Source organism: Blautia sp. ZXY-1-B12, assembly GCF_056339915.1.
Genome location: NZ_JBWJVP010000112.1, coordinates 1 through 21,722 on the forward strand (window position 1 = coordinate 1; position 21,722 = coordinate 21,722).

At 35.4% G+C, this 21,722-nt stretch carries 19 protein-coding genes and 3 pseudogenes; 20 read left to right on the top strand and 2 right to left on the bottom strand.

What is annotated here, in order from left to right; translation table 11 throughout:
* The 20 genes and pseudogenes from AC075L_RS06740 to AC075L_RS06835 all read left to right on the top strand — a co-directional run.
* The coding region (locus AC075L_RS06740; RefSeq protein WP_476387412.1) for a hypothetical protein at positions 1-488 on the top strand (488 nt) is incomplete at its 5' end.
* Positions 489-608: 120 nt separating this feature from the next.
* A complete protein-coding gene (locus AC075L_RS06745; RefSeq protein ID WP_118611745.1) occupies positions 609-974 on the top strand; it encodes a PAS domain-containing protein in 366 nt (121 codons plus the stop codon).
* A gap of 108 nt (positions 975-1,082) precedes the next feature.
* Entirely contained in the window at positions 1,083-1,271 is a 189-nt protein-coding gene (locus AC075L_RS06750; RefSeq protein WP_182434500.1) for a hypothetical protein, read from the top strand.
* A 234-nt stretch (positions 1,272-1,505) separates the two neighbouring features.
* Positions 1,506-2,633 (top strand): annotated as a pseudogene (locus AC075L_RS06755) (AAA family ATPase); the annotation flags it as partial.
* A 115-nt stretch (positions 2,634-2,748) separates the two neighbouring features.
* Positions 2,749-4,335 carry an AAA family ATPase gene (locus AC075L_RS06760; RefSeq protein WP_118575850.1) on the top strand — a complete coding sequence of 529 codons (1,587 nt, stop codon included), beginning with the start codon at positions 2,749-2,751 and terminating at the stop codon, positions 4,333-4,335.
* A gap of 281 nt (positions 4,336-4,616) precedes the next feature.
* Entirely contained in the window at positions 4,617-5,327 is a 711-nt protein-coding gene (locus AC075L_RS06765; protein WP_118633029.1) for a TetR/AcrR family transcriptional regulator, read from the top strand.
* 25 nt (positions 5,328-5,352) lie between these two features.
* Positions 5,353-6,711 (top strand): MFS transporter, encoded by a 1,359-nt coding sequence (locus tag AC075L_RS06770; protein WP_118633028.1) that lies wholly within the window; start codon positions 5,353-5,355, stop codon positions 6,709-6,711.
* 80 nt (positions 6,712-6,791) lie between these two features.
* A complete protein-coding gene (locus tag AC075L_RS06775; RefSeq protein ID WP_118633027.1) occupies positions 6,792-7,832 on the top strand; it encodes an alpha/beta fold hydrolase in 1,041 nt (346 codons plus the stop codon).
* Between the two features lie 123 nt (positions 7,833-7,955).
* Positions 7,956-9,554, top strand: coding sequence for an AAA-like domain-containing protein (locus AC075L_RS06780; RefSeq protein ID WP_118669956.1), 1,599 nt, complete (start codon positions 7,956-7,958; stop codon positions 9,552-9,554).
* Positions 9,555-9,646: 92 nt separating this feature from the next.
* Positions 9,647-10,669 carry a transglutaminase domain-containing protein gene (locus AC075L_RS06785; RefSeq protein WP_118669957.1) on the top strand — a complete coding sequence of 341 codons (1,023 nt, stop codon included), beginning with the start codon at positions 9,647-9,649 and terminating at the stop codon, positions 10,667-10,669.
* A 259-nt stretch (positions 10,670-10,928) separates the two neighbouring features.
* Complete coding sequence (locus tag AC075L_RS06790) at positions 10,929-11,570, top strand: methylated-DNA--[protein]-cysteine S-methyltransferase (protein ID WP_118575860.1); 642 nt, start codon at positions 10,929-10,931, stop codon at positions 11,568-11,570.
* 350 nt (positions 11,571-11,920) lie between these two features.
* Positions 11,921-12,376, top strand: coding sequence for a gamma carbonic anhydrase family protein (locus AC075L_RS06795; protein ID WP_476387413.1), 456 nt, complete (start codon positions 11,921-11,923; stop codon positions 12,374-12,376).
* Between the two features lie 105 nt (positions 12,377-12,481).
* The gene (locus AC075L_RS06800) at positions 12,482-12,784 is read left to right on the top strand and encodes a hypothetical protein (protein WP_270401454.1); all 303 of its coding nucleotides are present in this window, start codon (positions 12,482-12,484) and stop codon (positions 12,782-12,784) included.
* A gap of 275 nt (positions 12,785-13,059) precedes the next feature.
* A pseudogene (locus AC075L_RS06805) lies at positions 13,060-13,143 on the top strand (MLS leader peptide); the annotation flags it as partial.
* Positions 13,144-13,191: 48 nt separating this feature from the next.
* Positions 13,192-13,275 (top strand): 23S rRNA methyltransferase attenuation leader peptide, encoded by an 84-nt coding sequence (locus AC075L_RS06810; protein ID WP_001814874.1) that lies wholly within the window; start codon positions 13,192-13,194, stop codon positions 13,273-13,275.
* Between the two features lie 125 nt (positions 13,276-13,400).
* Positions 13,401-14,145, top strand: a pseudogene (gene erm(B) / locus AC075L_RS06815) (23S rRNA (adenine(2058)-N(6))-methyltransferase Erm(B)).
* 361 nt (positions 14,146-14,506) lie between these two features.
* Positions 14,507-14,689, top strand: coding sequence for a hypothetical protein (locus AC075L_RS06820; RefSeq protein WP_476387414.1), 183 nt, complete (start codon positions 14,507-14,509; stop codon positions 14,687-14,689).
* Positions 14,690-15,141: 452 nt separating this feature from the next.
* Entirely contained in the window at positions 15,142-16,632 is a 1,491-nt protein-coding gene (locus AC075L_RS06825; protein WP_002380753.1) for a primase C-terminal domain-containing protein, read from the top strand.
* Between the two features lie 2 nt (positions 16,633-16,634).
* Positions 16,635-17,027, top strand: a complete 393-nt coding sequence (locus AC075L_RS06830) for a GNAT family N-acetyltransferase (RefSeq protein WP_000393259.1) — start codon at positions 16,635-16,637, stop codon at positions 17,025-17,027.
* A complete protein-coding gene (locus AC075L_RS06835; RefSeq protein WP_001028144.1) occupies positions 17,028-18,467 on the top strand; it encodes a bifunctional aminoglycoside N-acetyltransferase AAC(6')-Ie/aminoglycoside O-phosphotransferase APH(2'')-Ia in 1,440 nt (479 codons plus the stop codon).
* A gap of 129 nt (positions 18,468-18,596) precedes the next feature.
* On the opposite strand, the gene AC075L_RS06840 is transcribed toward AC075L_RS06835, so the two are convergent.
* A complete protein-coding gene (locus AC075L_RS06840) occupies positions 18,597-19,769 on the bottom strand; it encodes an IS256-like element IS256 family transposase (RefSeq protein ID WP_000195429.1) in 1,173 nt (390 codons plus the stop codon).
* A partial coding sequence (locus AC075L_RS06845; protein ID WP_476387415.1) for an immunoglobulin-like domain-containing protein occupies positions 19,717-21,722 on the bottom strand: 2,006 nt, incomplete at its 5' end. The genes AC075L_RS06845 and AC075L_RS06840, both read right to left, overlap by 53 nt.

Here is a 21,722-nt window from a genome sequence, read left to right on the forward strand (position 1 = left end):
TGCACTTTAACTATTGCTATAAAATTACTTATGAATCAGGGGAAACTTATGACAGACGAAGAAATGAGCTGTCAGTAGAAATTTCAAAAGAAGACTATAAGAAAATTATAACAGGAGTATTACAGGAAAGACCGATTGATCAGATTGAAGGGATTTCGGATGTAATTGATAAAATGACGGAAAATGTTGAATTTGCGGATCGTTTTATGAATAAAAATGGTTCATTAAGAAAAACACCATTAAAGAAAAAAAGAGCTATTTCAAAACTTGAATTTTTTATTCCAGAATATGAGTATCGGCGATTAAAAAAGATGAAGGATCCAATAGAGACATTGGAACGTCCAGTGGAACATATGACTGTTTATCGGAATGATGGTTCCAGTGTGACTTTGACAGCGGAGAATGGACGTGTGAGTATTGTTGACTCCAGGGAGAAGAATGTAAGGCATATTATTGAGGCAGATTATTTTGTTTCGAAAATTTTGTAATGATTTATTACAAATACCATTGATGGTGTCCGCATGTATGCCAACAGATATTTAAAGATATTTGATGTGGATAGTAAACTATTAGACGAAAGAAAAAAATGAAAGGACATAAAAAAATATATGATTAGTTTTTATAAGAGTATTGTTGACCAGGACAGGGCTTCGATTGTTATATGCAATCTTAAGCATGAGATTATCTACATGAATCCGGCAGCTGTTAACAGCTATGCGAAGCGAGGCGGTGATAAACTTATTGGAAGAAGCCTGTTAGATTGTCATAATCAGGAATCCAGGGATAAAATACAGAAGGTAGTGGACTGGTTTGGGGCAGATGAGAGCCATAACCTTGTTTATACTTTCCATAATGAGAAGCAAAATAAAGATGTTTATATGGTGGCACTCAGAGAAGAGGGAAGACTGATAGGATATTATGAAAAACATGAATATCGAAACGCAGAAACTATGAAACAATATGATTTGTGGTGATGTTATGGTACAGGACGAATGGTGCAGGTAGTTATTCAAGAATGAGGAAATACGACAGGAACTTACCCGTGTGGTAAGAAGAAAAAATGGAATGAGGTAAGTAACAATATGGAATCAAAACAGAAAAGAACAGCTCTTGTCACCGGCGGAAGTTCCGGAATCGGACGATGTATTGCAGTAGCATTGAGTAAGGCTGGCTATTTAGTCTATGAGTTCAGCCACCGGAGGCTGTTGGCACATATATTGCGCGGATTGCACAGAAAAAGAATTGTGCTCCAATGTGCGTGGCTGGTGTGAAGTATAAGATTCTGAGATTCTTATGTAAAATTCTGCCGTGTACATTACGGGGAAAGATTGTTGGTTCTATTTACGCAAAATAACTGTGATTATTTTATAGAATCCCGATATAGCTCAGGTATCTGGATATATAACAGCTTTTTTCAGCTTTACGCTAAAATGGTTTCATGTTATCATTATTTTACTTAGAATAATTGATAGCCTGGAGCCATTTTTGATTGAGAGGTGTAAGGAATGGGTAGATTTGTAAATCCTGATAACAGTGCATTTCAGGTGGCACTGAATTCTCCGATATATGTGGATAAAACCGGATTGTTGGAATATACAAACAGCGTACTTAATACAACAGAAGCTTATATCTGTAACAGCAGACCACGCAGGTTTGGAAAATCATATGCTGCAAATATGCTGGCCGCTTATTACAGTAAGGGCTGTGATTCTGAAGAAATGTTTTCGGGGCTGGATATAAGCAGGGAATCTGATTTTAAGACACATTTTAATAAATATGATGTGATTCATCTTGATATTCAGTGGTTCCTGGCAAATTGTGATAATGTGGATAATGTTATAGCGTTTATTACGAAATCTGTACAGGCTGAATTGAGAGAGATTTACCCTGGCGTTCTGCCTGAAGAAGAGACAAGTTTGTCGGAAAGTCTTTCACGTATTAAAAATATTGTTGGACAGAAATTTATTATAATTATTGATGAGTGGGATGTTCTGATCAGAGATGAAGCGGCGAATAAAAAAGTACAGGAAAGGTACATTAATTTTTTGCGGGCAATGTTTAAGGGAACGGAACCGACAAAATATATTCAGTTGGCGTATCTTACAGGTATTTTGCCGATAAAGAAAGAAAAAACGCAGTCTGCATTAAATAATTTTGATGAATTTACAATGCTTGATGCAGGAGTGATGGCACCATATATTGGATTTACAGAAGCTGAAGTGAAGGATCTTTGCGAAAGATATCACAGAGATTTTGAGAAAGTAAAATATTGGTATGATGGTTATTTGCTGGAGGACTATCAGGTATATAATCCTAAAGCAGTAGTAAGTGTTTGTGTGCGGGGCAGGTTTAGAAGTTACTGGTCTGAGACTGCTTCTTATGAAGCAATTGTTCCTTTTATCAATATGAATTATGATGGTTTGAAAAACGCTATAATTGAAATACTTTCCGGTGCTTCGATTAAAGTAAATACAGCTGCTTTCAAAAATGATACGGTGAATATACAAAGTAAAGATGATGTACTTACGTATTTGATCCACCTTGGTTATTTGGGATATAACCAGAACAGAAGAACGGCATTTGTTCCAAATGAGGAAATACGACAGGAACTTACTCATGCAGTAAAAAGAAAATCTTCAGATTGGAGGAGACCTGATGGATACATTTGTCCGGAATTCTTATATGGGGAGCTTCTCGGGGAATGATGTATATTGGGAAAAGCCATTTTTTGATTATGAGGTGTAAAGAATGGGGAGATTTGTGAATCCGGATAACAGTGCTTTTCAAAAAGCGGTGAATTCGGAAATATATGTGGATAAAACGGGATTTTTATCGTATACCAATAAAGTTATTGATACCAAACAGGCATTTATATGCAACAGCCGTCCAAGACGTTTTGGAAAATCTACTACGGCAGATATGCTGGCTGCCTATTATAGTAAGGGATGTGATTCAGAAAATCTGTTTGCGGATTTAGCTGTGAGTGATACGGAAGATTTTCATAAATATCTGAATAAGTATGATGTGATACATTTTGATGTTCAATGGTTTATTACAGAGAATAATATCAGCGAAATAGTGAATACGATTCAGAATAATATAGTAGAGGAATTAAAAAAGGAATACCCGGATATCTTAGATTCTGATGTGACGGGACTTCCGGATGCGATGTCTATTATAAATCAGGAAACAGGAAACAGATTCATTGTGATCATTGATGAGTGGGATGTTCTGATACGTGATGAGGCACAGAATCAGAATATTCAGGAAGCATATATTGGACTTTTACGGAGAATGTTTAAGGGAATTGAACCTACGAAATATATGGCGCTGGCATTTTTGACAGGTATTCTTCCGATTAAAAAGTTGAAAACGCAGTCGGCACTCAATAATTTTGATGAATTTACAATGTTGGGATCTGGAAATATGGCGCCGTATATTGGATTTACAGAAGAAGAAGTAAAGGCACTTGCCGGAAAATATCATCAGAATTATGATAAGGTAAAAAGATGGTATGATGGTTATCTTTTAAATAATTATCAAACATACAATCCGCAGGCAGTTGTAAGTGTAATGCTTAGAGGGGAATTTAAAAGTTACTGGTCAGAAACGGCATCTTACGAGGCTGTTGTACCATTGCTTAACATGGACTTTGATGGTTTAAAGTCATCTATTATTGAAATGTTGTCAGGAGATTCTGTAGAGGTTGATGTGACAACTTTTCAAAATGATATGGTAAGTTTTTCCAGTCGTGATGATGTTCTGACATATTTGATACATCTGGGATATCTGGCCTATGATCAGAATCGGAGACGGGCATTTGTCCCAAATGAGGAAATTCGTCAGGAATTGTCAAAGGCAGTGCGTAGAAAACATTGGAATGAAATGGCCGCTTTTTCACGCGATTCCGAAGAATTGCTGGAAGCTACGCTGGATCTGGATGCGCAGGCGGTAGCAGAAGGTATTGAAAAAATCCATAGGGAATATGCTTCTGTTATTCAATATAACAATGAAAATTCTCTTAGTAGTGTTCTTACGATTGGCTATTTAAGTACGATACAGTATTATTTTAAGCCGGTTAGGGAACTTCCGACAGGACGTGGTTTTGCGGATTTTGTTTATATTCCCAAACCGGAATATAGGTCTGATTATCCGGCTCTTATTGTAGAATTGAAATGGAATCAGAAGGCTCAGACAGCATTGCAACAGATTAAAGAAAAGCAATATCCGGATTCAGTTCTGGATTATACCGGAGATATTTTGCTGGTTGGGATAAACTATGACAAGAAGACAAAAGAACATCAGTGTCTGATTGAAAGATATGAGAAAAAATGAATATCTATATTTGATAAAAAAATGGTTTTTCGTTATTACTGTCTCAATTAAGAGAATTGATAACGGAAAACCATTTTTTTATTTCTGAATCTGGTATTGACAGGCCTGAGGATTATTCTGAGAATTTTGTATTGCAAGAACAAGAGCTGATAAGATGCACAAAAAATGACAGATGGATTTATATAATATATATAAAAATTTTAAAATAAAACAAAATATATTGTATGATACATATAAAAATGATAGTATTACTATCATAAAATGCAAAAGGCGGTGAGCAGATGGAAAAAATAGAAGGCACATCTCCAACACGTGTGCGTCAGGCGCAGCAGAGAAGAGATAGAATTATAAATGCCTCTATGAAATTGTTTCAGGAGAAGTGTGTGGAGGATACTTCGATGGAGGAAGTTGCGAAACGGGCAGGTGTGGGAGCAGCGACGGTGTATCGTTATTTTTCTTCAAAGATAGAACTGGTAATTGAGACTGCAAAAGTATACTGGGAAAAGGTTTCGGAGAAATACTTAGGAGAGTTGAAGACGGGTAATATGCCAAATATTGCTGATGCAAAATCAGAGGCTACTTTGAAAATGGATGGCATCGAGAGTTCAGGCTATGATCAGTTACGGAAAATTTTGAATGTTTTTTGCAGGATATTTCTGGAGCAAAAGCCGTTTTTGAAGTTTCTTCACGAATTTGATGTTTTTGTGAAAAAGTATAATGTATCAGAGGAACATTTGGCTGATTATGAAAATGGGATTCTTAAATTGAAACCTTATGTGACCATTGCTCTCGAGAAAGGTCTGGTAGATAAAAGTCTTTCTTTTAACTGTTCAGTGGATGAGATGTATTTCTCTCTGACACATACCCTCCTTGCACTGATGGAGAAATTGGCAGTAGGAGGAGATATTCTGTCATCTGACCAGAATGTGGAGAGTGAAAAGCAGATCCGTATCATTATAGAGCTACTGTTAAGAGGAATAAGAAATTTCTAAAATATTTTTAATCTGGAGGTGTATCATGAAAAAGTTAACAACAGGGAAAATATGGCAGTTTGCAGCTGGACAGTTTGGATGGGCGATGCTGTCCGGGATTATTTCTAACTGGCTTGTATATTTTTATCAGCCGGATAAGACAGCCATCAGTCAGGGACAGACAGTATTTATTCCACAGGGGCTGGTGGTCTTCGGCATATTTACTATTATTGGCGGAATTACAGCTTTCGGAAGAATTTTTGATGCTTTTACAGATCCAATGATCGCATCTTTATCTGACAGATGTACGTCAAAGAATGGGCGAAGAATTCCGTTTCTGAAATGGGCATCTTTACCGCTGGCGCTTTCTACAGTACTGGTTTTCTGGTCGCCGGTTAATAAAAATAGCTGGATCAATGGAGTGTTTTTGCTGATTATGATTCTGGCATACTATCTATCCATTACCGCGTACTGTACACCATATAATGCGTTGATTCCGGAACTTGGACATACCCAGCAGGAAAGACTTAATATTTCCACAGTCATTTCTTTTACATTTATTGCTGGAACTGCGGTGGCGTATCTGGCACCTACGATATGGGGGATGTTCATTCCGGCATTTGGCAGAGTTGGAGCTATTCGTATGACCTTTACTTTGATGGCGGCTGTAGCGTTTATCTGTATGCTTGTACCTGTATTTTGCATTCGTGAAAAGGATTATGTAGATACGGTTCCTGCAAAGGAGTCAGCTTTCGGATCTCTTGCAGCTACTTTTAAGAATGCAGAATTTCGCAAGTTTGTGGCATCTGATATTTTCTACTGGATCGCACTTACCATGTTTCAGACAGGTCTTCCATTTTTTGTCACCAGTCTTTTGAAGCTTCCGGAAACGATGACAACTTTGTATTTTGTGGGAATGACAGCATTGTCCCTTGTATTTTATATTCCGGTAAATAAGCTTACTCCTAAACTTGGAAAGAAAAAGATGATTTTGTTTGCATTTGCAGTATTTAGCTTTGCCTATTTTTATACCGGATTTATGGGAAAAATGAGCTTTATTCCGGCATCGGTGCAGGGACTGATCCTGACAGTCGTGGCGGCTCTTCCTATGGCGATTTTCGGAATTCTTCCGCAGGCTGTTGTGGCAGATATTTCGCAGAGCGACTCGATTACATCAGGAAGCAATCGTGAAGGAATGTTTTATGCGGCAAGGACATTTGCATTTAAACTTGGGCAGAGTATTTCTATGCTGATATTTACCGCAGTCTCGACGATAGGGGCAGCAGAAGGAACTGGTTATAGAGTTGCTGCTTTTGGGGCAGCAGTATTCTGCTGTATAGGTGGAATTATACTGGTATTCTATAATGAGAAAAAGATTAATGGGATTATTAATAGGCATCAGTAAAGATTATAATACAGGCATGTATCGAATGGTGAAAAGCAGATAGCAATAGAATTATGAAAAAGTAACAGGAGTACATACGAATGGAAATAATACATGAGAATGAATATTTGTATAAAATGAATAATGAAATAGAACCATATCTTGCAACGCACCGTCAGGAGGGGTACGTTCCTGGTGCAGAGGATCATCTGCATCAAAAAGACACGGGGATAGTGGGGAAAATTCATGTACAGCGTTACCTGGCAGAGAAACCGAAAGGCGTGATTATAATCAGCCATGGTTTTACAGAAGCAGCGCCGAAATATGATGAGATGATTTATTATTTTCTGAAGGCTGGATATCATGTGTATATGCCGGAACATATGGGACATGGACAAAGTTATCGCCTGACAGCAGATCCATCTCTCGTACATATAGATACCTGGAAGCGATATGTGAGGGATTTTTTGAAAATATGCCATGTGATTAAAAAAACATATCCTGAACTGCCATTAGTTCTTTTTGCTCATTCTATGGGTGGGGCAATTGGAACAATTGCAGCTGCATGGGAATCGCAACTGTTTCAGAAGATTATATTGAATTCTCCTATGCTCCGCCCGCTTACCGGAAATGTTCCCTGGCCATTGGTGATCGCTATTGCACAGACGAAGTGCCTTTTGGGAAAAAAGGAAGACTATGTGGCTGGTCAGAAGCCTTATGATGGTAGTGAGACTTTCGAAACCAGTGGATGTACTTCCAGACCGAGATTTGAAAAATATAATGAGCTGCGTAAAGAGAATAAAAAATTCCAGGTTAGTGCAGCTTCTTATGGATGGCTTCTGGCGTCTGTAAAAATGAGCTGGTACATAAAATATTGCGGATGGAAGAAACTGTCAGCACCTGTTTTGCTATTTCAGGCAGAAAAAGATGATTTTGTATCTGTAAACGCATTGAGAAAATTTGCAGAGAAAATCAATCACAGAGGAATCACTTCCTGTGAATATGTATACCTGCCGGGAACCAGACATGAGACCTACTGCAGCGATGACAGGACGATGGAAATGTATTTAGATAAGATTATGAAGTTTCTGGATTCATGTAGCGGGGAGATGTTTTCTCATTATGAGGTGTTGAGAGAGTAAGTCATTGTCTGAAAGTTATATAAAACCTTTGGAATGTTGCTTTACGCTAAAATGGTTTCATGTTATCATTGTTTTAATTAAATGTGATAGCCGGGAACCATTTTTGATTGTGAGGTGTGATGAATGGGGAGAGTTTTTAATACAACAGGTGTGTGTATTCCAGAGAAACATTATATGGTAAATATTAATGGTCGTTTACAACAGATTAGAGAGCTTGTGGATGCAGGAAAATATTTTACTATTAACAGGGCCAGACAATATGGTAAGACTACAACCTTGCGCGCGCTTGCAGAAATACTTCGGGATGAATATTATGTTGTATTACTTGATTTTCAGACATTTGACAATGAGAAATTTAGTAATGGAAATGTGTTTTCAGTAGCATTTGCGAATTCTTTTTTGCGTATGCTTCACAGAAACTGTAAGACTATGAATAATGAGATGGTTTCAGTTATAGAAGAAATGAAAAAGGATGCCGATTATGCTAACAGATACTTTTCTCTGAAAGAGCTATTTGAGGGATTAAGTGATATATGTGAAGTGGCAGACAGAAAAATAGTTCTTATGATTGATGAAGTAGACAGCGCAGCGAATAATCAGGTTTTTATTGATTTTCTGGCACAGCTTAGGGCACAGTACCTGGACAGAGAATTTTATCCGGGATTTCAGTCGGTGATTCTGGCAGGAGTGTATGATATTAAGAATTTGAAGAGAAAACTCAGACCAGAGGAAGGACATAGATATAACAGTCCATGGAATATTGCCGCAGATTTCAGCATCGAAATGAGTTTTTCTGAATCAGAGATAGCAGGGATGTTGCAGGAGTACGAAATTGATCATCGTACAGGGATGAATATATCAAAAATGTCAGAATTGCTATATGCGTATACGGCAGGATATCCGTTTCTGGTTTCAAGAATCTGCCAGCTGATGGATGAAAGGGTACGGGACGAATATGAAAATCTGAAATTGGTATGGACGGAAAATGGTTTTAATGAAGCAGTGCGTATTCTGCTTGCGGAGAAAAATCCTTTATTTGAATCATTAGTTGGAAAAATATGCGATTATCCGGAGTTAAGTGTTATGCTGAAAACATTACTTTTTACAGGAAGAAATATCGCGTATAATCCGGATGAAACCTCGATTGATATGGCTCAGATGTTTGGCTTTATTAAAAACCAAAATGGGAATGTGGTTATTGCAAACAGAATTTTTGAAACGAGATTATATAATTATTATCTTACAGAAGCAAAGATGCAGCAGACAGAGATATATAAGGCAGCCCTGCAGGATAAGAGTCAGTTTATAGTTAATGGATATCTGGATATGGAACGGATATTGGAACGTTTTGTTGTTCATTTCCATGATATTTACGGGGAATCTGATGAAAAATTTCTGGAAGAGCAGGGGCGGAAGTTCTTTTTACTATATTTGAAACCGATTATTAACGGGACAGGAAATTATTACATCGAATCCAGAACAAGAGATCTTCGAAGAACAGATGTAATTGTAGATTATCATGGACGGCAATATATAATTGAATTAAAGATATGGCACGGTGACGAGTATAATAAGCGGGGAGAACAGCAGCTTGTTGGATATCTGGAAGATTATCATGTGGATAAAGGATATATGCTTAGCTTTAATTTTAACAGGAAAAAACAGTCGGGAATCCGGAAAATTATAGTGAATGGGAAAACGATAGTGGAAGCAGTGGTATAAATTAATTCACCAGAAAAAGAAAACCATTTTTTGAATAGTCATATGTGATGCTGGCGATTTTAAGTGACGAAGAACTTGGAGATAAGATAACAATGGAGCAATATTATTACAACCATATGAATAAGGCGCAGCAGGCTGCATATCACAGCATTCTTAGCGGTGTGAAAAACCTGGCGGATGAATTTCAGATTCCGGCATTAGAGGGAGAAGAACTTTATAATGTATTTTTTCAGATGCGTCTGGATCATCCGGAGATATTTTGGGTGAGCAGTTATAAATACCGGTATTATAAAGACTCTCCGAATCTGATTTTTATTCCGGAGTATCTTTTTGATAAAAAGAAGATTTGCGAACATCAAAAGGCTATGACTGCCAGAGTTGAGAAGCTGATTCGCCCGGCTCAGAAGCTATCTGAGTGGGAGAAAGAGAAGTATGTACATGATTTTATCTGTGAAAATATCCGCTATGACAAACTGAAAAAATCATATTCCCATGAAATTATCGGACCGTTGGGGCAAGGCGTTGGTGTTTGTGAGGGAATCGCAAAAGCAGTAAAGGTTTTGTTAGATGCACTGGGAGTCTGGTGTGTGATTGCAATCTGTGGAAATAATCCTGAGAAGGGGATTAAGTATCGCCACACATGGAATATCGTAAAAATAGGAGGTACATATTATCATCTGGATGCGACCTTTGATAATACCCTGGGGAAAGATCGTGAGACTTCTGAAATCCGCTATGATTATTTCAATCTGGATGATTCACAGATTTTCAGGGATCATGAGCCTCTTATTGCGCCGGCGCCTCACTGCGGTGATCATGAGCACTTTTACTATAAGGAGAAGAAGCTTTCTTTTACTAAGAAAGAGGATGTGTATAAGCGTTCTTTGCAGGCGGCGAAGAAAGGCAGGATACTTATTTTTCACTGGAGAGGCGGTTATCTGACAAAGGAAGTGCTGAAGGAATTGCTGGAGCTTATCCGGAAAGCAGGAGATGAGAAAGACAAAACAGCAATGGTCAGCATAAACTGGCCGCAGGCAGTTATTCGTGTTCAGTATACGGATATGCAGGTACAGGAGAGTGTGATAATAGAGGAAGCGAATGAAGGGGAAAAATAGATGTAATAAACAGCTTGACTTTTTCCGTGTGAGGATAGAGCTTTTTAAAAGAATGTGATCAGAGTGAGAAAACAGCCGAGATGCGGGACAGGGAATTAAAAGAAATCAGGAAGCAGGAACAGTATAGGAAAGCTATATCATGTATGGAAGAGGAACAGTATGATAAGGCAATAATTTTGTTTGAGGGATTTCCAAGAGATTATGAAGATGCCAGAAATAATTTCAGGGAATAAGGGTGAAATAAATGAATCAAAATTGCATGATTACACGAGAAGCAGCGTTGGAATTCTGTTTATCATTTCAGAATACATATACGGAAAGACCTTTCCGTGATCAGAACTGGCAAGTGGTAAGAGCGAGGGAAAACAAAAAAATTTTTTTATGGATCTATGAACGAAACGGTTATGTTAATCTGAATGTAAAGGCAGATCCTGAGTGGCGTGATTTTTGGCGAAGTGCCTATGAATCTGTACAGGCTGGTTATCATCAGAATAAGGAACATTGGAATACCATTATTCTAAATGGGACGGTACCGGATAAAGATATTAAAAGAATGATATCCGAAAGCTATGATCTCGTAACATACAGCCCGACAAAGAAGATTTATGAGGCAGTGAAGCAAATTCCGAAAGGATGCGTTGCAACTTATGGTCAGGTTGCCGAAATGGCAGGGAATCCGAGAATGTCGAGAGCGGTAGGGAATGCCCTCCATAAGAATCCGGATCCGGAGCATATTCCCTGTTATCGGGTAGTGAATTCCAGAGGAGAACTGTCAGGGGCTTTTGCCTTCGGCGGTAAAGATGTACAGAAAAAGCTACTGGAAGCAGATGGAATTGAGGTTGTCAATGGAACGGTGGATTTAAAAAAATATGGATTGACGCAAAGAGATGATAAACGGTGAGAAAACAGATACGGATGATTACCTTATTAACATTTGGGGGCGGGCAAATCTTTCCGGATCTGCCTGGCAGTGGAAGAAATTGCAGGAAACATTGTAGAACATTGATTTACAGGTAAAAAGGAAAACATTTTATTGATCTTCGGCTGACATTGGAAAAAGATGGAAGCGGGTGCCTGTCACTGCGTGACAATGGGGTGAAATTTAATCCCCTGGAATACAGAAACAGGGATACACAATATGGACTTGCTATTATCAGGGGGATTTCAGAGAAAATAGATTACCATTATGTGGCATCCATGAATTGTCTGAATGTGATGATCAGGTGAAGGATTATATATGAGGAATATGAAATGAATTACAGGAATGTAAAAATATCACAAGATGCGAGGATTGCGAAACAGTCAGTAATTGTAGGAGATGTGACAATTGGGCGTGACAGTTGTGTTTTATATTATGCTGTGATCCGGGGCGATGATGCACCGGTTGTGATCGGTGAGGAGTCAAATATTCAGGAGAATTGTACGATTCATGTAAACCATAACAGACCGGTATATATTGGAAATAATGTGACTATAGGGCATAATGCTGTGATCCATGGCTGTACCATCGGTGACAGAACTTTGATCGGAATGGGAGCGGTAATCCTTGATGGAGTAAAGATCGGAAAGGACTGCATTATAGGTGCAGGAAGCCTGGTTACCAAGAATACTGTGATACCGGATGGCTCTCTGGTAATGGGCAGTCCTGGCCAGGATCAAACGAAATCTCACCTGGGAAGAAAAGCTTGGTATTATGGAGAACAGTAAGGAATATGTCACTGTATCTCTGGAAATGAAAGAACAGGGTGTGTTATAGAAAAAAGAAAGTCCGGCAGAAAAAAACAAGTAATATGTTGATGGAGAATAATTCAAATGATAGTTAACAAGTGTTCGGAAAATTTACTTACAAAATCAAAAAAATTATATGAGAATTACAGGGATAACTGTACAGTGGTCCAGAGAATGCTGGAGAAGTATAAAAAGATATATCCCAATATTTCTGATTATTCTATTATGCATTTTATAGATATTGCAGAATTTTGCGATTTAATAATGGACAGACAGAAGCTGGAAGATTTGAATGGAGATGAATGCTACTGCCTTTTGATGGCGGCTCTGTTTGCTCATACCGGATTTGGTTTAAATCAGGAAATTATATTTAAATTTTATATCTGATTTTTGATTATCCGCATAAACACTATACTTTCAAGCATTTTGAAATATAGGAAAGCACTCATTTTACCACGAATTTACCACGATTGAATGAGCCTTGATATGACGTAAGAATTTGAAAAGGACACCGTATAGTTTGGTGTCCTTTTACATGAAAATCATTAGTCGCTATTGATTGTTATTATACATTTTGTTAATTGTTCTTATTTCTTTTACGTTTTTTACCGAAAATCATGAGTATTGTCCGAGAGTGATTGGTCTTGCGTATGGTTAACCCTAAAGTTATGGAAATAAGACTTAGAAGCAAACTTAAGAGTGTGTTGATAGTGCATTATCTTAAAATTTTGTATAATAGGAATTGAAGTTAAATTAGATGCTAAAAATTTGTAATTAAGAAGGAGGGATTCGTCATGTTGGTATTCCAAATGCGTAATGTAGATAAAACATCTACTGTTTTGAAACAGACTAAAAACAGTGATTACGCAGATAAATAAATACGTTAGATTAATTCCTACCAGTGACTAATCTTATGACTTTTTAAACAAGATAACTAAAATTACAAACAAATCGTTTAACTTCTGTATTTATTTATAGATGTAATCACTTCAGGAGTGATTACATGAACAAAAATATAAAATATTCTCAAAACTTTTTAACGAGTGAAAAAGTACTCAACCAAATAATAAAACAATTGAATTTAAAAGAAACCGATACCGTTTACGAAATTGGAACAGGTAAAGGGCATTTAACGACGAAACTGGCTAAAATAAGTAAACAGGTAACGTCTATTGAATTAGACAGTCATCTATTCAACTTATCGTCAGAAAAATTAAAACTGAACATTCGTGTCACTTTAATTCACCAAGATATTCTACAGTTTCAATTCCCTAACAAACAGAGGTATAAAATTGTTGGGAATATTCCTTACCATTTAAGCACACAAATTATTAAAAAAGTGGTTTTTGAAAGCCATGCGTCTGACATCTATCTGATTGTTGAAGAAGGATTCTACAAGCGTACCTTGGATATTCACCGAACACTAGGGTTGCTCTTGCACACTCAAGTCCTCATTCAGCAATTGCTTAAGCTGCCAGCGGAATGCTTTCATCCTGAACGAGTAAGTAAACAGTGTCTCTTACAACAAAACTTACCCGCCATACCACAGATGTTCCAGATAAATATTGGAAGCCATATACGTACTTGATGTTTCAAAATGGGTCAATCGAGAATATCGTCAACTGTTTACTAAAAATCAGTTTCATCAAGCAATGAAACACGCCAAAGTAAACAATTTAAGTACCGTTACTTATGAGCAAGTATTGTCTATTTTTAATAGTTATCTATTATTTAACGGGAGGAAATAATTCTATGAGTCGCTTTTGTAAATTTGGAAAGTTACACGTTACTAAAGGGAATGTAGATAAATTATTAGGTATACTACTGACAGCTTCCAAGGAGCTAAAGCGCTCGGGACCCCATTAAGTATTTTTAAAAGCATGGTCGCAAGTTTCACTAGCAGCCATGCTTTTATTGAATCATTGTAGGACATTTTAAAGATAATTGCCCACTTTAAAATTAAACATGTGCTTAGAATCGTTCTAGGCAACACCAATAACAATCACTAATCACAAGTGATTTGTGATTAATCACTTGTGATTTACAAGGTGTAACGATATAATTAAATGGAAAACGTGCAAAATATTTACATAAACAGGAGGGAGAAACTTGGAACTAGCATTTAGAGAAAGCTTAAAAAAGATGAGAGGTACCAAATCAAAAGAAAAATTCTCCCAAGAATTAGAAATGAGTAGATCAAATTATTCATTGATTGAATCAGGAAAATCAGAATCCGACATTAAAAACATTGGAACGAATTGCAGAATTGACAAACTCAACCTTAGTTATTGACTTAATTCCTAATGAATTAGAACAAGTAGAGTTGCAAATAGAAGAAGAGAAGCAATGATTGTCGTTAATATATTTAACGAAATTGTTGCTTATTTTTTTTAAAAGCGGTATACTAGATATAACGAAACAACGAACTGAATAAAGAATACAAAAAAAGAGCCACGACCAACTTATTTTCCGCCAAGAAAATAAGTTGCGAGCCTTAATTGATTACCACCAATCAATTAAAGAAGTCGAGACCCGAAATTTGGTAAAGTATTTAATTACTTTATTAATCAGATACTTAAATATCTGTAAACCCATTATATCGGGTTTTTGAGGGAATTTCAAGTCTTTAAGAAGATACCAGGCAATCAATTAAGAAAAACTTAGTTGATTGCCTTTTTTGTTGTGATTCAACTTTGATCGTAGCTTCTAACTAATTAATTTTCGTAAGAAAGGAGAACAGCTGAATGAATATCCCTTTTGTTGTAGAAACTGTGCTTCATGACGGCTTGTTAAAGTACAAATTTAAAAATAGTAAAATTCGCTCAATCACTACCAAGCCAGGTAAAAGCAAAGGGGCTATTTTTGCGTATCGCTCAAAAAAAAGCATGATTGGCGGACGTGGCGTTGTTCTGACTTCCGAAGAAGCGATTCACGAAAATCAAGATACATTTACGCATTGGACACCAAACGTTTATCGTTATGGTACGTATGCAGACGAAAACCGTTCATACACGAAAGGACATTCTGAAAACAATTTAAGACAAATCAATACCTTCTTTATTGATTTTGATATTCACACGGCAAAAGAAACTATTTCAGCAAGCGATATTTTAACAACAGCTATTGATTTAGGTTTTATGCCTACGTTAATTATCAAATCTGATAAAGGTTATCAAGCATATTTTGTTTTAGAAACGCCAGTTTATGTGACTTCAAAATCAGAATTTAAATCTGTCAAAGCAGCCAAAATAATCTCGCAAAATATCCGAGAATATTTTGGAAAGTCTTTGCCAGTTGATCTAACGTGCAATCATTTTGGGATTGCTCGTATACCAAGAACGGACAATGTAGAATTTTTTGATCCCAATTACCGTTATTCTTTCAAAGAATGGCAAGATTGGTCTTTCAAACAAACAGATAATAAGGGCTTTACTCGTTCAAGTCTAACGGTTTTAAGCGGTACAGAAGGCAAAAAACAAGTAGATGAACCCTGGTTTAATCTCTTATTGCACGAAACGAAATTTTCAGGAGAAAAGGGTTTAATAGGGCGTAATAACGTCATGTTTACCCTCTCTTTAGCCTACTTTAGTTCAGGCTATTCAATCGAAACGTGCGAATATAATATGTTTGAGTTTAATAATCGATTAGATCAACCCTTAGAAGAAAAAGAAGTGATTAAACTTGTTAGAAGTGCCTATTCAGAAAACTATCAAGGGGCTAATAGGGAATACATTACCATTCTTTGCAAAGCTTGGGTATCAAGTGATTTAACCAGTAAAGATTTATTTGTCCGTCAAGGGTGGTTTAAATTCAAGAAAAAAAGAAGTGAACGTCAACGTGTTCATTTGTCAGAATGGAAAGAAGATTTAATGGCTTATATTAGCGAAAAAAGTGATGTATACAAGCCTTATTTGGTGACGACTAAAAAAGAGATTAGAGAAGCGCTAGGCATTCCTGAGCGGACATTAGATAAATTGCTGAAGGTACTGAAGGCGAATCAGGAAATTTTCTTTAAGATTAAACCAGGAAGAAATGGTGGCATTCAACTTGCTAGTGTTAAATCATTGTTGCTATCGATCATTAAAGTAAAAAAAGAAGAAAAAGAAAGCTATATAAAGGCGCTGTCAGAGTTTTTTGACTTAGAACATACATTCATTCAAGAGACTTTAAACAAGCTAGCAGAACGCCCAAAAACGGACACACAACTCGATTTGTTTAGCTATGATACAGGCTGAAAATGGAAGAAGTTTTAATTGATGATAATATGGTTTTTGATATTGATAATTTAAAAGGATTTCTTAATGATACCAGTTCATTTGGGTTTATAGCTAAAGAAAATAATAAAATTATAGGATTTGCATATTGCTATACACTTTTAAGACCTGATGGAAAAACAATGTTTTATTTACACTCAATAGGAATGTTACCTAACTATCAAGACAAAGGTTATGGTTCAAAATTATTATCTTTTATTAAGGAATATTCTAAAGAGATTGGTTGTTCTGAAATGTTTTTAATAACTGATAAAGGTAATCCTAGAGCTTGCCATGTATATGAAAAATTAGGTGGTAAAAATGATTATAAAGATGAAATAGTATATGTATATGATTATGAAAAAGGTGATAAATAAATGAATATAGTTGAAAATGAAATATGTATAAGAACTTTAATAGATGATGATTTTCCTTTGATGTTAAAATGGTTAACTGATGAAAGAGTATTAGAATTTTATGGTGGTAGAGATAAAAAATATACATTAGAATCATTAAAAAAACATTATACAGAGCCTTGGGAAGATGAAGTTTTTAGAGTAATTATTGAATATAACAATGTTCCTATTGGATATGGACAAATATATAAAATGTATGATGAGTTATATACTGATTATCATTATCCAAAAACTGATGAGATAGTCTATGGTATGGATCAATTTATAGGAGAGCCAAATTATTGGAGTAAAGGAATTGGTACAAGATATATTAAATTGATTTTTGAATTTTTGAAAAAAGAAAGAAATGCTAATGCAGTTATTTTAGACCCTCATAAAAATAATCCAAGAGCAATAAGGGCATACCAAAAATCTGGTTTTAGAATTATTGAAGATTTGCCAGAACATGAATTACACGAGGGCAAAAAAGAAGATTGTTATTTAATGGAATATAGATATGATGATAATGCCACAAATGTTAAGGCAATGAAATATTTAATTGAGCATTACTTTGATAATTTCAAAGTAGATAGTATTGAAATAATCGGTAGTGGTTATGATAGTGTGGCATATTTAGTTAATAATGAATACATTTTTAAAACAAAATTTAGTACTAATAAGAAAAAAGGTTATGCAAAAGAAAAAGCAATATATAATTTTTTAAATACAAATTTAGAAACTAATGTAAAAATTCCTAATATTGAATATTCGTATATTAGTGATGAATTATCTATACTAGGTTATAAAGAAATTAAAGGAACTTTTTTAACACCAGAAATTTATTCTACTATGTCAGAAGAAGAACAAAATTTGTTAAAACGAGATATTGCCAGTTTTTTAAGACAAATGCACGGTTTAGATTATACAGATATTAGTGAATGTACTATTGATAATAAACAAAATGTATTAGAAGAGTATATATTGTTGCGTGAAACTATTTATAATGATTTAACTGATATAGAAAAAGATTATATAGAAAGTTTTATGGAAAGACTAAATGCAACAACAGTTTTTGAGGGTAAAAAGTGTTTATGCCATAATGATTTTAGTTGTAATCATCTATTGTTAGATGGCAATAATAGATTAACTGGAATAATTGATTTTGGAGATTCTGGAATTATAGATGAATATTGTGATTTTATATACTTACTTGAAGATAGTGAAGAAGAAATAGGAACAAATTTTGGAGAAGATATATTAAGAATGTATGGAAATATAGATATTGAGAAAGCAAAAGAATATCAAGATATAGTTGAAGAATATTATCCTATTGAAACTATTGTTTATGGAATTAAAAATATTAAACAGGAATTTATCGAAAATGGTAGAAAAGAAATTTATAAAAGGACTTATAAAGATTGATTATATAATATATGAAAAGCTATTATAAAAGACATTAGTATTAAATAGTTTAAAAAAATGAAAAATAATAAAGGAAGTGAGTCAAGTCCAGACTCCTGTGTAAAATGCTATACAATGTTTTTACCATTTCTACTTATCAAAATTGATGTATTTTCTTGAAGAATAAATCCATTCATCATGTAGGTCCATAAGAACGGCTCCAATTAAGCGATTGGCTGATGTTTGATTGGGGAAGATGCGAATAATCTTTTCTCTTCTGCGTACTTCTTGATTCAGTCGTTCAATTAGATTGGTACTCTTTAGTCGATTGTGGGAATTTCCTTGTACGGTATATTGAAAGGCGTCTTCGAATCCATCATCCAATGATGCGCAAGCTTTTGAATATTTTGGTTGATCGATATAATCATGAATCAATCGATTTTTAGCCTCACGCGCTAAGTTAATATCTGTGAACTTAAAAATTCCTTTAACAGCTTCTCTGAAAGATTTTGAATTTTTTTTAGGAATGGTGGTAAAGATATTTCTTAGGAAGTGAACTTGGCATCTTTGCCAACTTACGTTGGTGAAGGATTTTCTAATGGCAGAGACTAATCCTTTGTGCGCATCAGAAATAACGAGTTCCGTACCTTGTAAACCGCGTTCTTTTAGGTATTCAAAAAATGTTGTCCAGGTCTCTTCGCTTTCGCCACTTTGAATCATGAAGCCGATAATTTCACGGTCGCCATCTTTGGTTATTCCAATCGCTATATGACAGCTTTTTGAGAGTACTCGATTTTCTTCTCGTACTTTTATATAGAGTACATCGGTCATTAAGTAAGGATAATTTTTTTCTGATAATAAACGATTCTGCCACTCGTTAACCATAGGTTCTAGCTGTTCTGTTAAGCTAGAAACGAAGGACTTAGAGACGGATTTACCACAAAGTTCTTCCACAATTTTTGATACTTTACGAGTTGAAACGCCTGATACATACATTTCCAACATTGAAGCCATGAGGGCTTTTTCGTTTCGTTGATAACGTTCAAACACTGTGGGTGAAAAATGGCCATCACGTGTTCTGGGTACTTTTAATTCTAGCGTGCCTACACGTGTCGTAAAGCTGCGCTCATAATAGCCATTTCGTTGACTTTGTCGGTTTTCTGTTCGTTCATATTCTTTTGCTTGAATATATTCTGTTCGTTGATTTTCCATTAGTTGATTAAATACCGTTGTTAAAATATTTTTAGAAACGTCATCCTTTACAGAATATTCAATAATGCTTTGAATCTCTTCGCTTTTCAGTGTAAAATGTACTTGGGTCATGTAAAAGTCCTCCTGGGTATGTTTTTGTCGTTAATAAAACAGCTAATACACCGGTTGAACCAGCAAACATAGAAGTAAACAATCCTACGTTTGTCATATCACCTGTTTTTACAGGGTTCTTTTGTCCGCTAGGCTTTGTTGGAGTAGTTGGCTTGCTCGGTTTCTGTGGCTGTTGTGGACTTACAGGTTTATTTGTTACTTTTTCTTTTACGGTAACTGTAATTGTTTTTTCAGTAATTGCACCATTTTTATCTACTACACGGAAAGTTACATGATAAGTGCCAGCCTTAGAAGTATCTACATCATTTGCAATAATGTTATCTTTTGTTAAAATAATCGTTCCGTCCTCTTTATCTGTTGCTGTCACATTTGCCAATGGGTCGAACGTATCGCCTACATTCAATGTAACATCATTTGCTGAAATGATTGGAGCAGAGTTAAGGTCGCCTGTATTTTGTTTCACAGTTACAGTAATCGTTTTTTTAGCAGAAGCTCCGTTTTTATCTGTTACTTTATAAGTCACATGGTAAGTACCAGCCTTAGAAGTATCTACATCATTTGCAACAATATTATCTTTTGTCAAAGTGATAGTTCCGTCCTCTTTATCTGTTGCTGTTACATTTGCCAATGGGTCGAAAGTATCGCCTACATTCAATGTAACATCATTTGCAGAAATAGTTGGTGCTGTATTATCTTCTCCTTGTGAGTTTAACGATAATTCTACTTTTAAAACAACGTTTCCGTCTTTATAAGTACCGCAATCATACTCATAAGTAACTGGTTTTTTTACATCATCTACCGTTATAATTCCTGTATCTTTATCTAAAGTTCCATTTGCAGTAACTTTTACTTTTGAAATATCTATTCCTTGTTCAACATCTTTTTTTAAGTCGATTTTATTCCCTTTAATATCAATATAACCGTTGCCTACAAAAGCATGATTATTTTCAAGAACTTTATTCTCTCCGACATTTAACCAGTATAAATCATCGCAAATTAATTTTTTAATTTTTGTGTTTTTACTTATATCAAGACCTCTTATCCCTTGTTCAAAAATTTCACCGCAACGTAGCATTTCAAGTTCTAAATTATTGCTTAAATCTAATTTTTTAATAGTTGTATCATGACAAAAAAGGCGTGTCAGTTTTGTGTTTTTTGTTACATCTAATTCAGCTATATTTGTCATATAACATGATAGTTGTTTCAAATTAGGGTTCTTACTTATATCAAGTGTTTTTACTTTTGTATCTCCTATATCTAAAGTGACTAATTGCGGATTATGTGTGACATCAAGTTCCATTAATCCTGTATTGCTACAAGATAGTTGTTCTAAGTTAGGATTGTTTGTTACATCTAAATTGGAAATAGAGGTACTATCTGCAAATAACGTATTCAATTTTTCATTCTTAGATACATCAAGACTGTTAATTGATGTATTATCGCAAACGAAAGCTTCCAAATTCGGATAACGTGTTAAATCAACGCTTCTTACTTTTGAAGAACGACAATCTAATCTTTTTAAAGATGAGTTTTTAACCGGACTTAAGTCTGAAACAGAAGTCGTAGAAACATCTAAAGACTGCAAATTTGTTAGATATTGAATACCCTCTAATGAAGATATCGTTTTCATATCATGCAAGTTTAAGAATTGGGCTTTTGATATTTCATCAACAGATAACACACTATCGCCGTCTTTATCAAATTCTGCAATGATTTGTTCTCTAAATACTTTGTCTGGAAAATGTGCTTCATCAATAGCAATGCTTCCAGCTTTTACTTCTGTATTTTTGCTTGCTTCAACGGTCTTATCTTCGGTAACCACTTCTTTTTCTGGTGTTGCAGGTGTTTCCTGTTTTGTACTTTCTTCTTTTAAAGTTTCTGCATTTTCAGCAGTTTCTTCCTGTTCCTTGTCTGTTATATTCTCTTGTACTTCTGCGTTTTCTGTTTTCTGTT

Bases quoted from the DNA above. Each gene is read 5' to 3' on its own strand.
- AC075L_RS06770 (WP_118633028.1), top strand. From the start codon at position 5,353: ATGAAAAAGTTAACAACAGGGAAAATATGGCAGTTTGCAGCTGGACAG.
- AC075L_RS06750 (WP_182434500.1), top strand. From the start codon at position 1,083: ATGGAATCAAAACAGAAAAGAACAGCTCTTGTCACCGGCGGAAGTTCC.
- AC075L_RS06760 (WP_118575850.1), top strand. From the start codon at position 2,749: ATGGGGAGATTTGTGAATCCGGATAACAGTGCTTTTCAAAAAGCGGTG.
- AC075L_RS06785 (WP_118669957.1), top strand. From the start codon at position 9,647: ATGGAGCAATATTATTACAACCATATGAATAAGGCGCAGCAGGCTGCA.
- AC075L_RS06765 (WP_118633029.1), top strand. From the start codon at position 4,617: ATGGAAAAAATAGAAGGCACATCTCCAACACGTGTGCGTCAGGCGCAG.
- AC075L_RS06780 (WP_118669956.1), top strand. From the start codon at position 7,956: ATGGGGAGAGTTTTTAATACAACAGGTGTGTGTATTCCAGAGAAACAT.
- AC075L_RS06835 (WP_001028144.1), top strand. From the start codon at position 17,028: ATGAATATAGTTGAAAATGAAATATGTATAAGAACTTTAATAGATGAT.
- AC075L_RS06800 (WP_270401454.1), top strand. From the start codon at position 12,482: ATGATAGTTAACAAGTGTTCGGAAAATTTACTTACAAAATCAAAAAAA.
- AC075L_RS06830 (WP_000393259.1), top strand. From the start codon at position 16,635: ATGGAAGAAGTTTTAATTGATGATAATATGGTTTTTGATATTGATAAT.
- AC075L_RS06790 (WP_118575860.1), top strand. From the start codon at position 10,929: ATGATTACACGAGAAGCAGCGTTGGAATTCTGTTTATCATTTCAGAAT.
- AC075L_RS06745 (WP_118611745.1), top strand. From the start codon at position 609: ATGATTAGTTTTTATAAGAGTATTGTTGACCAGGACAGGGCTTCGATT.
- AC075L_RS06840 (WP_000195429.1), bottom strand. From the start codon at position 19,769: ATGACCCAAGTACATTTTACACTGAAAAGCGAAGAGATTCAAAGCATT.
- AC075L_RS06810 (WP_001814874.1), top strand. From the start codon at position 13,192: ATGTTGGTATTCCAAATGCGTAATGTAGATAAAACATCTACTGTTTTG.
- AC075L_RS06795 (WP_476387413.1), top strand. From the start codon at position 11,921: ATGAATTACAGGAATGTAAAAATATCACAAGATGCGAGGATTGCGAAA.
- AC075L_RS06775 (WP_118633027.1), top strand. From the start codon at position 6,792: ATGGAAATAATACATGAGAATGAATATTTGTATAAAATGAATAATGAA.
- AC075L_RS06825 (WP_002380753.1), top strand. From the start codon at position 15,142: ATGAATATCCCTTTTGTTGTAGAAACTGTGCTTCATGACGGCTTGTTA.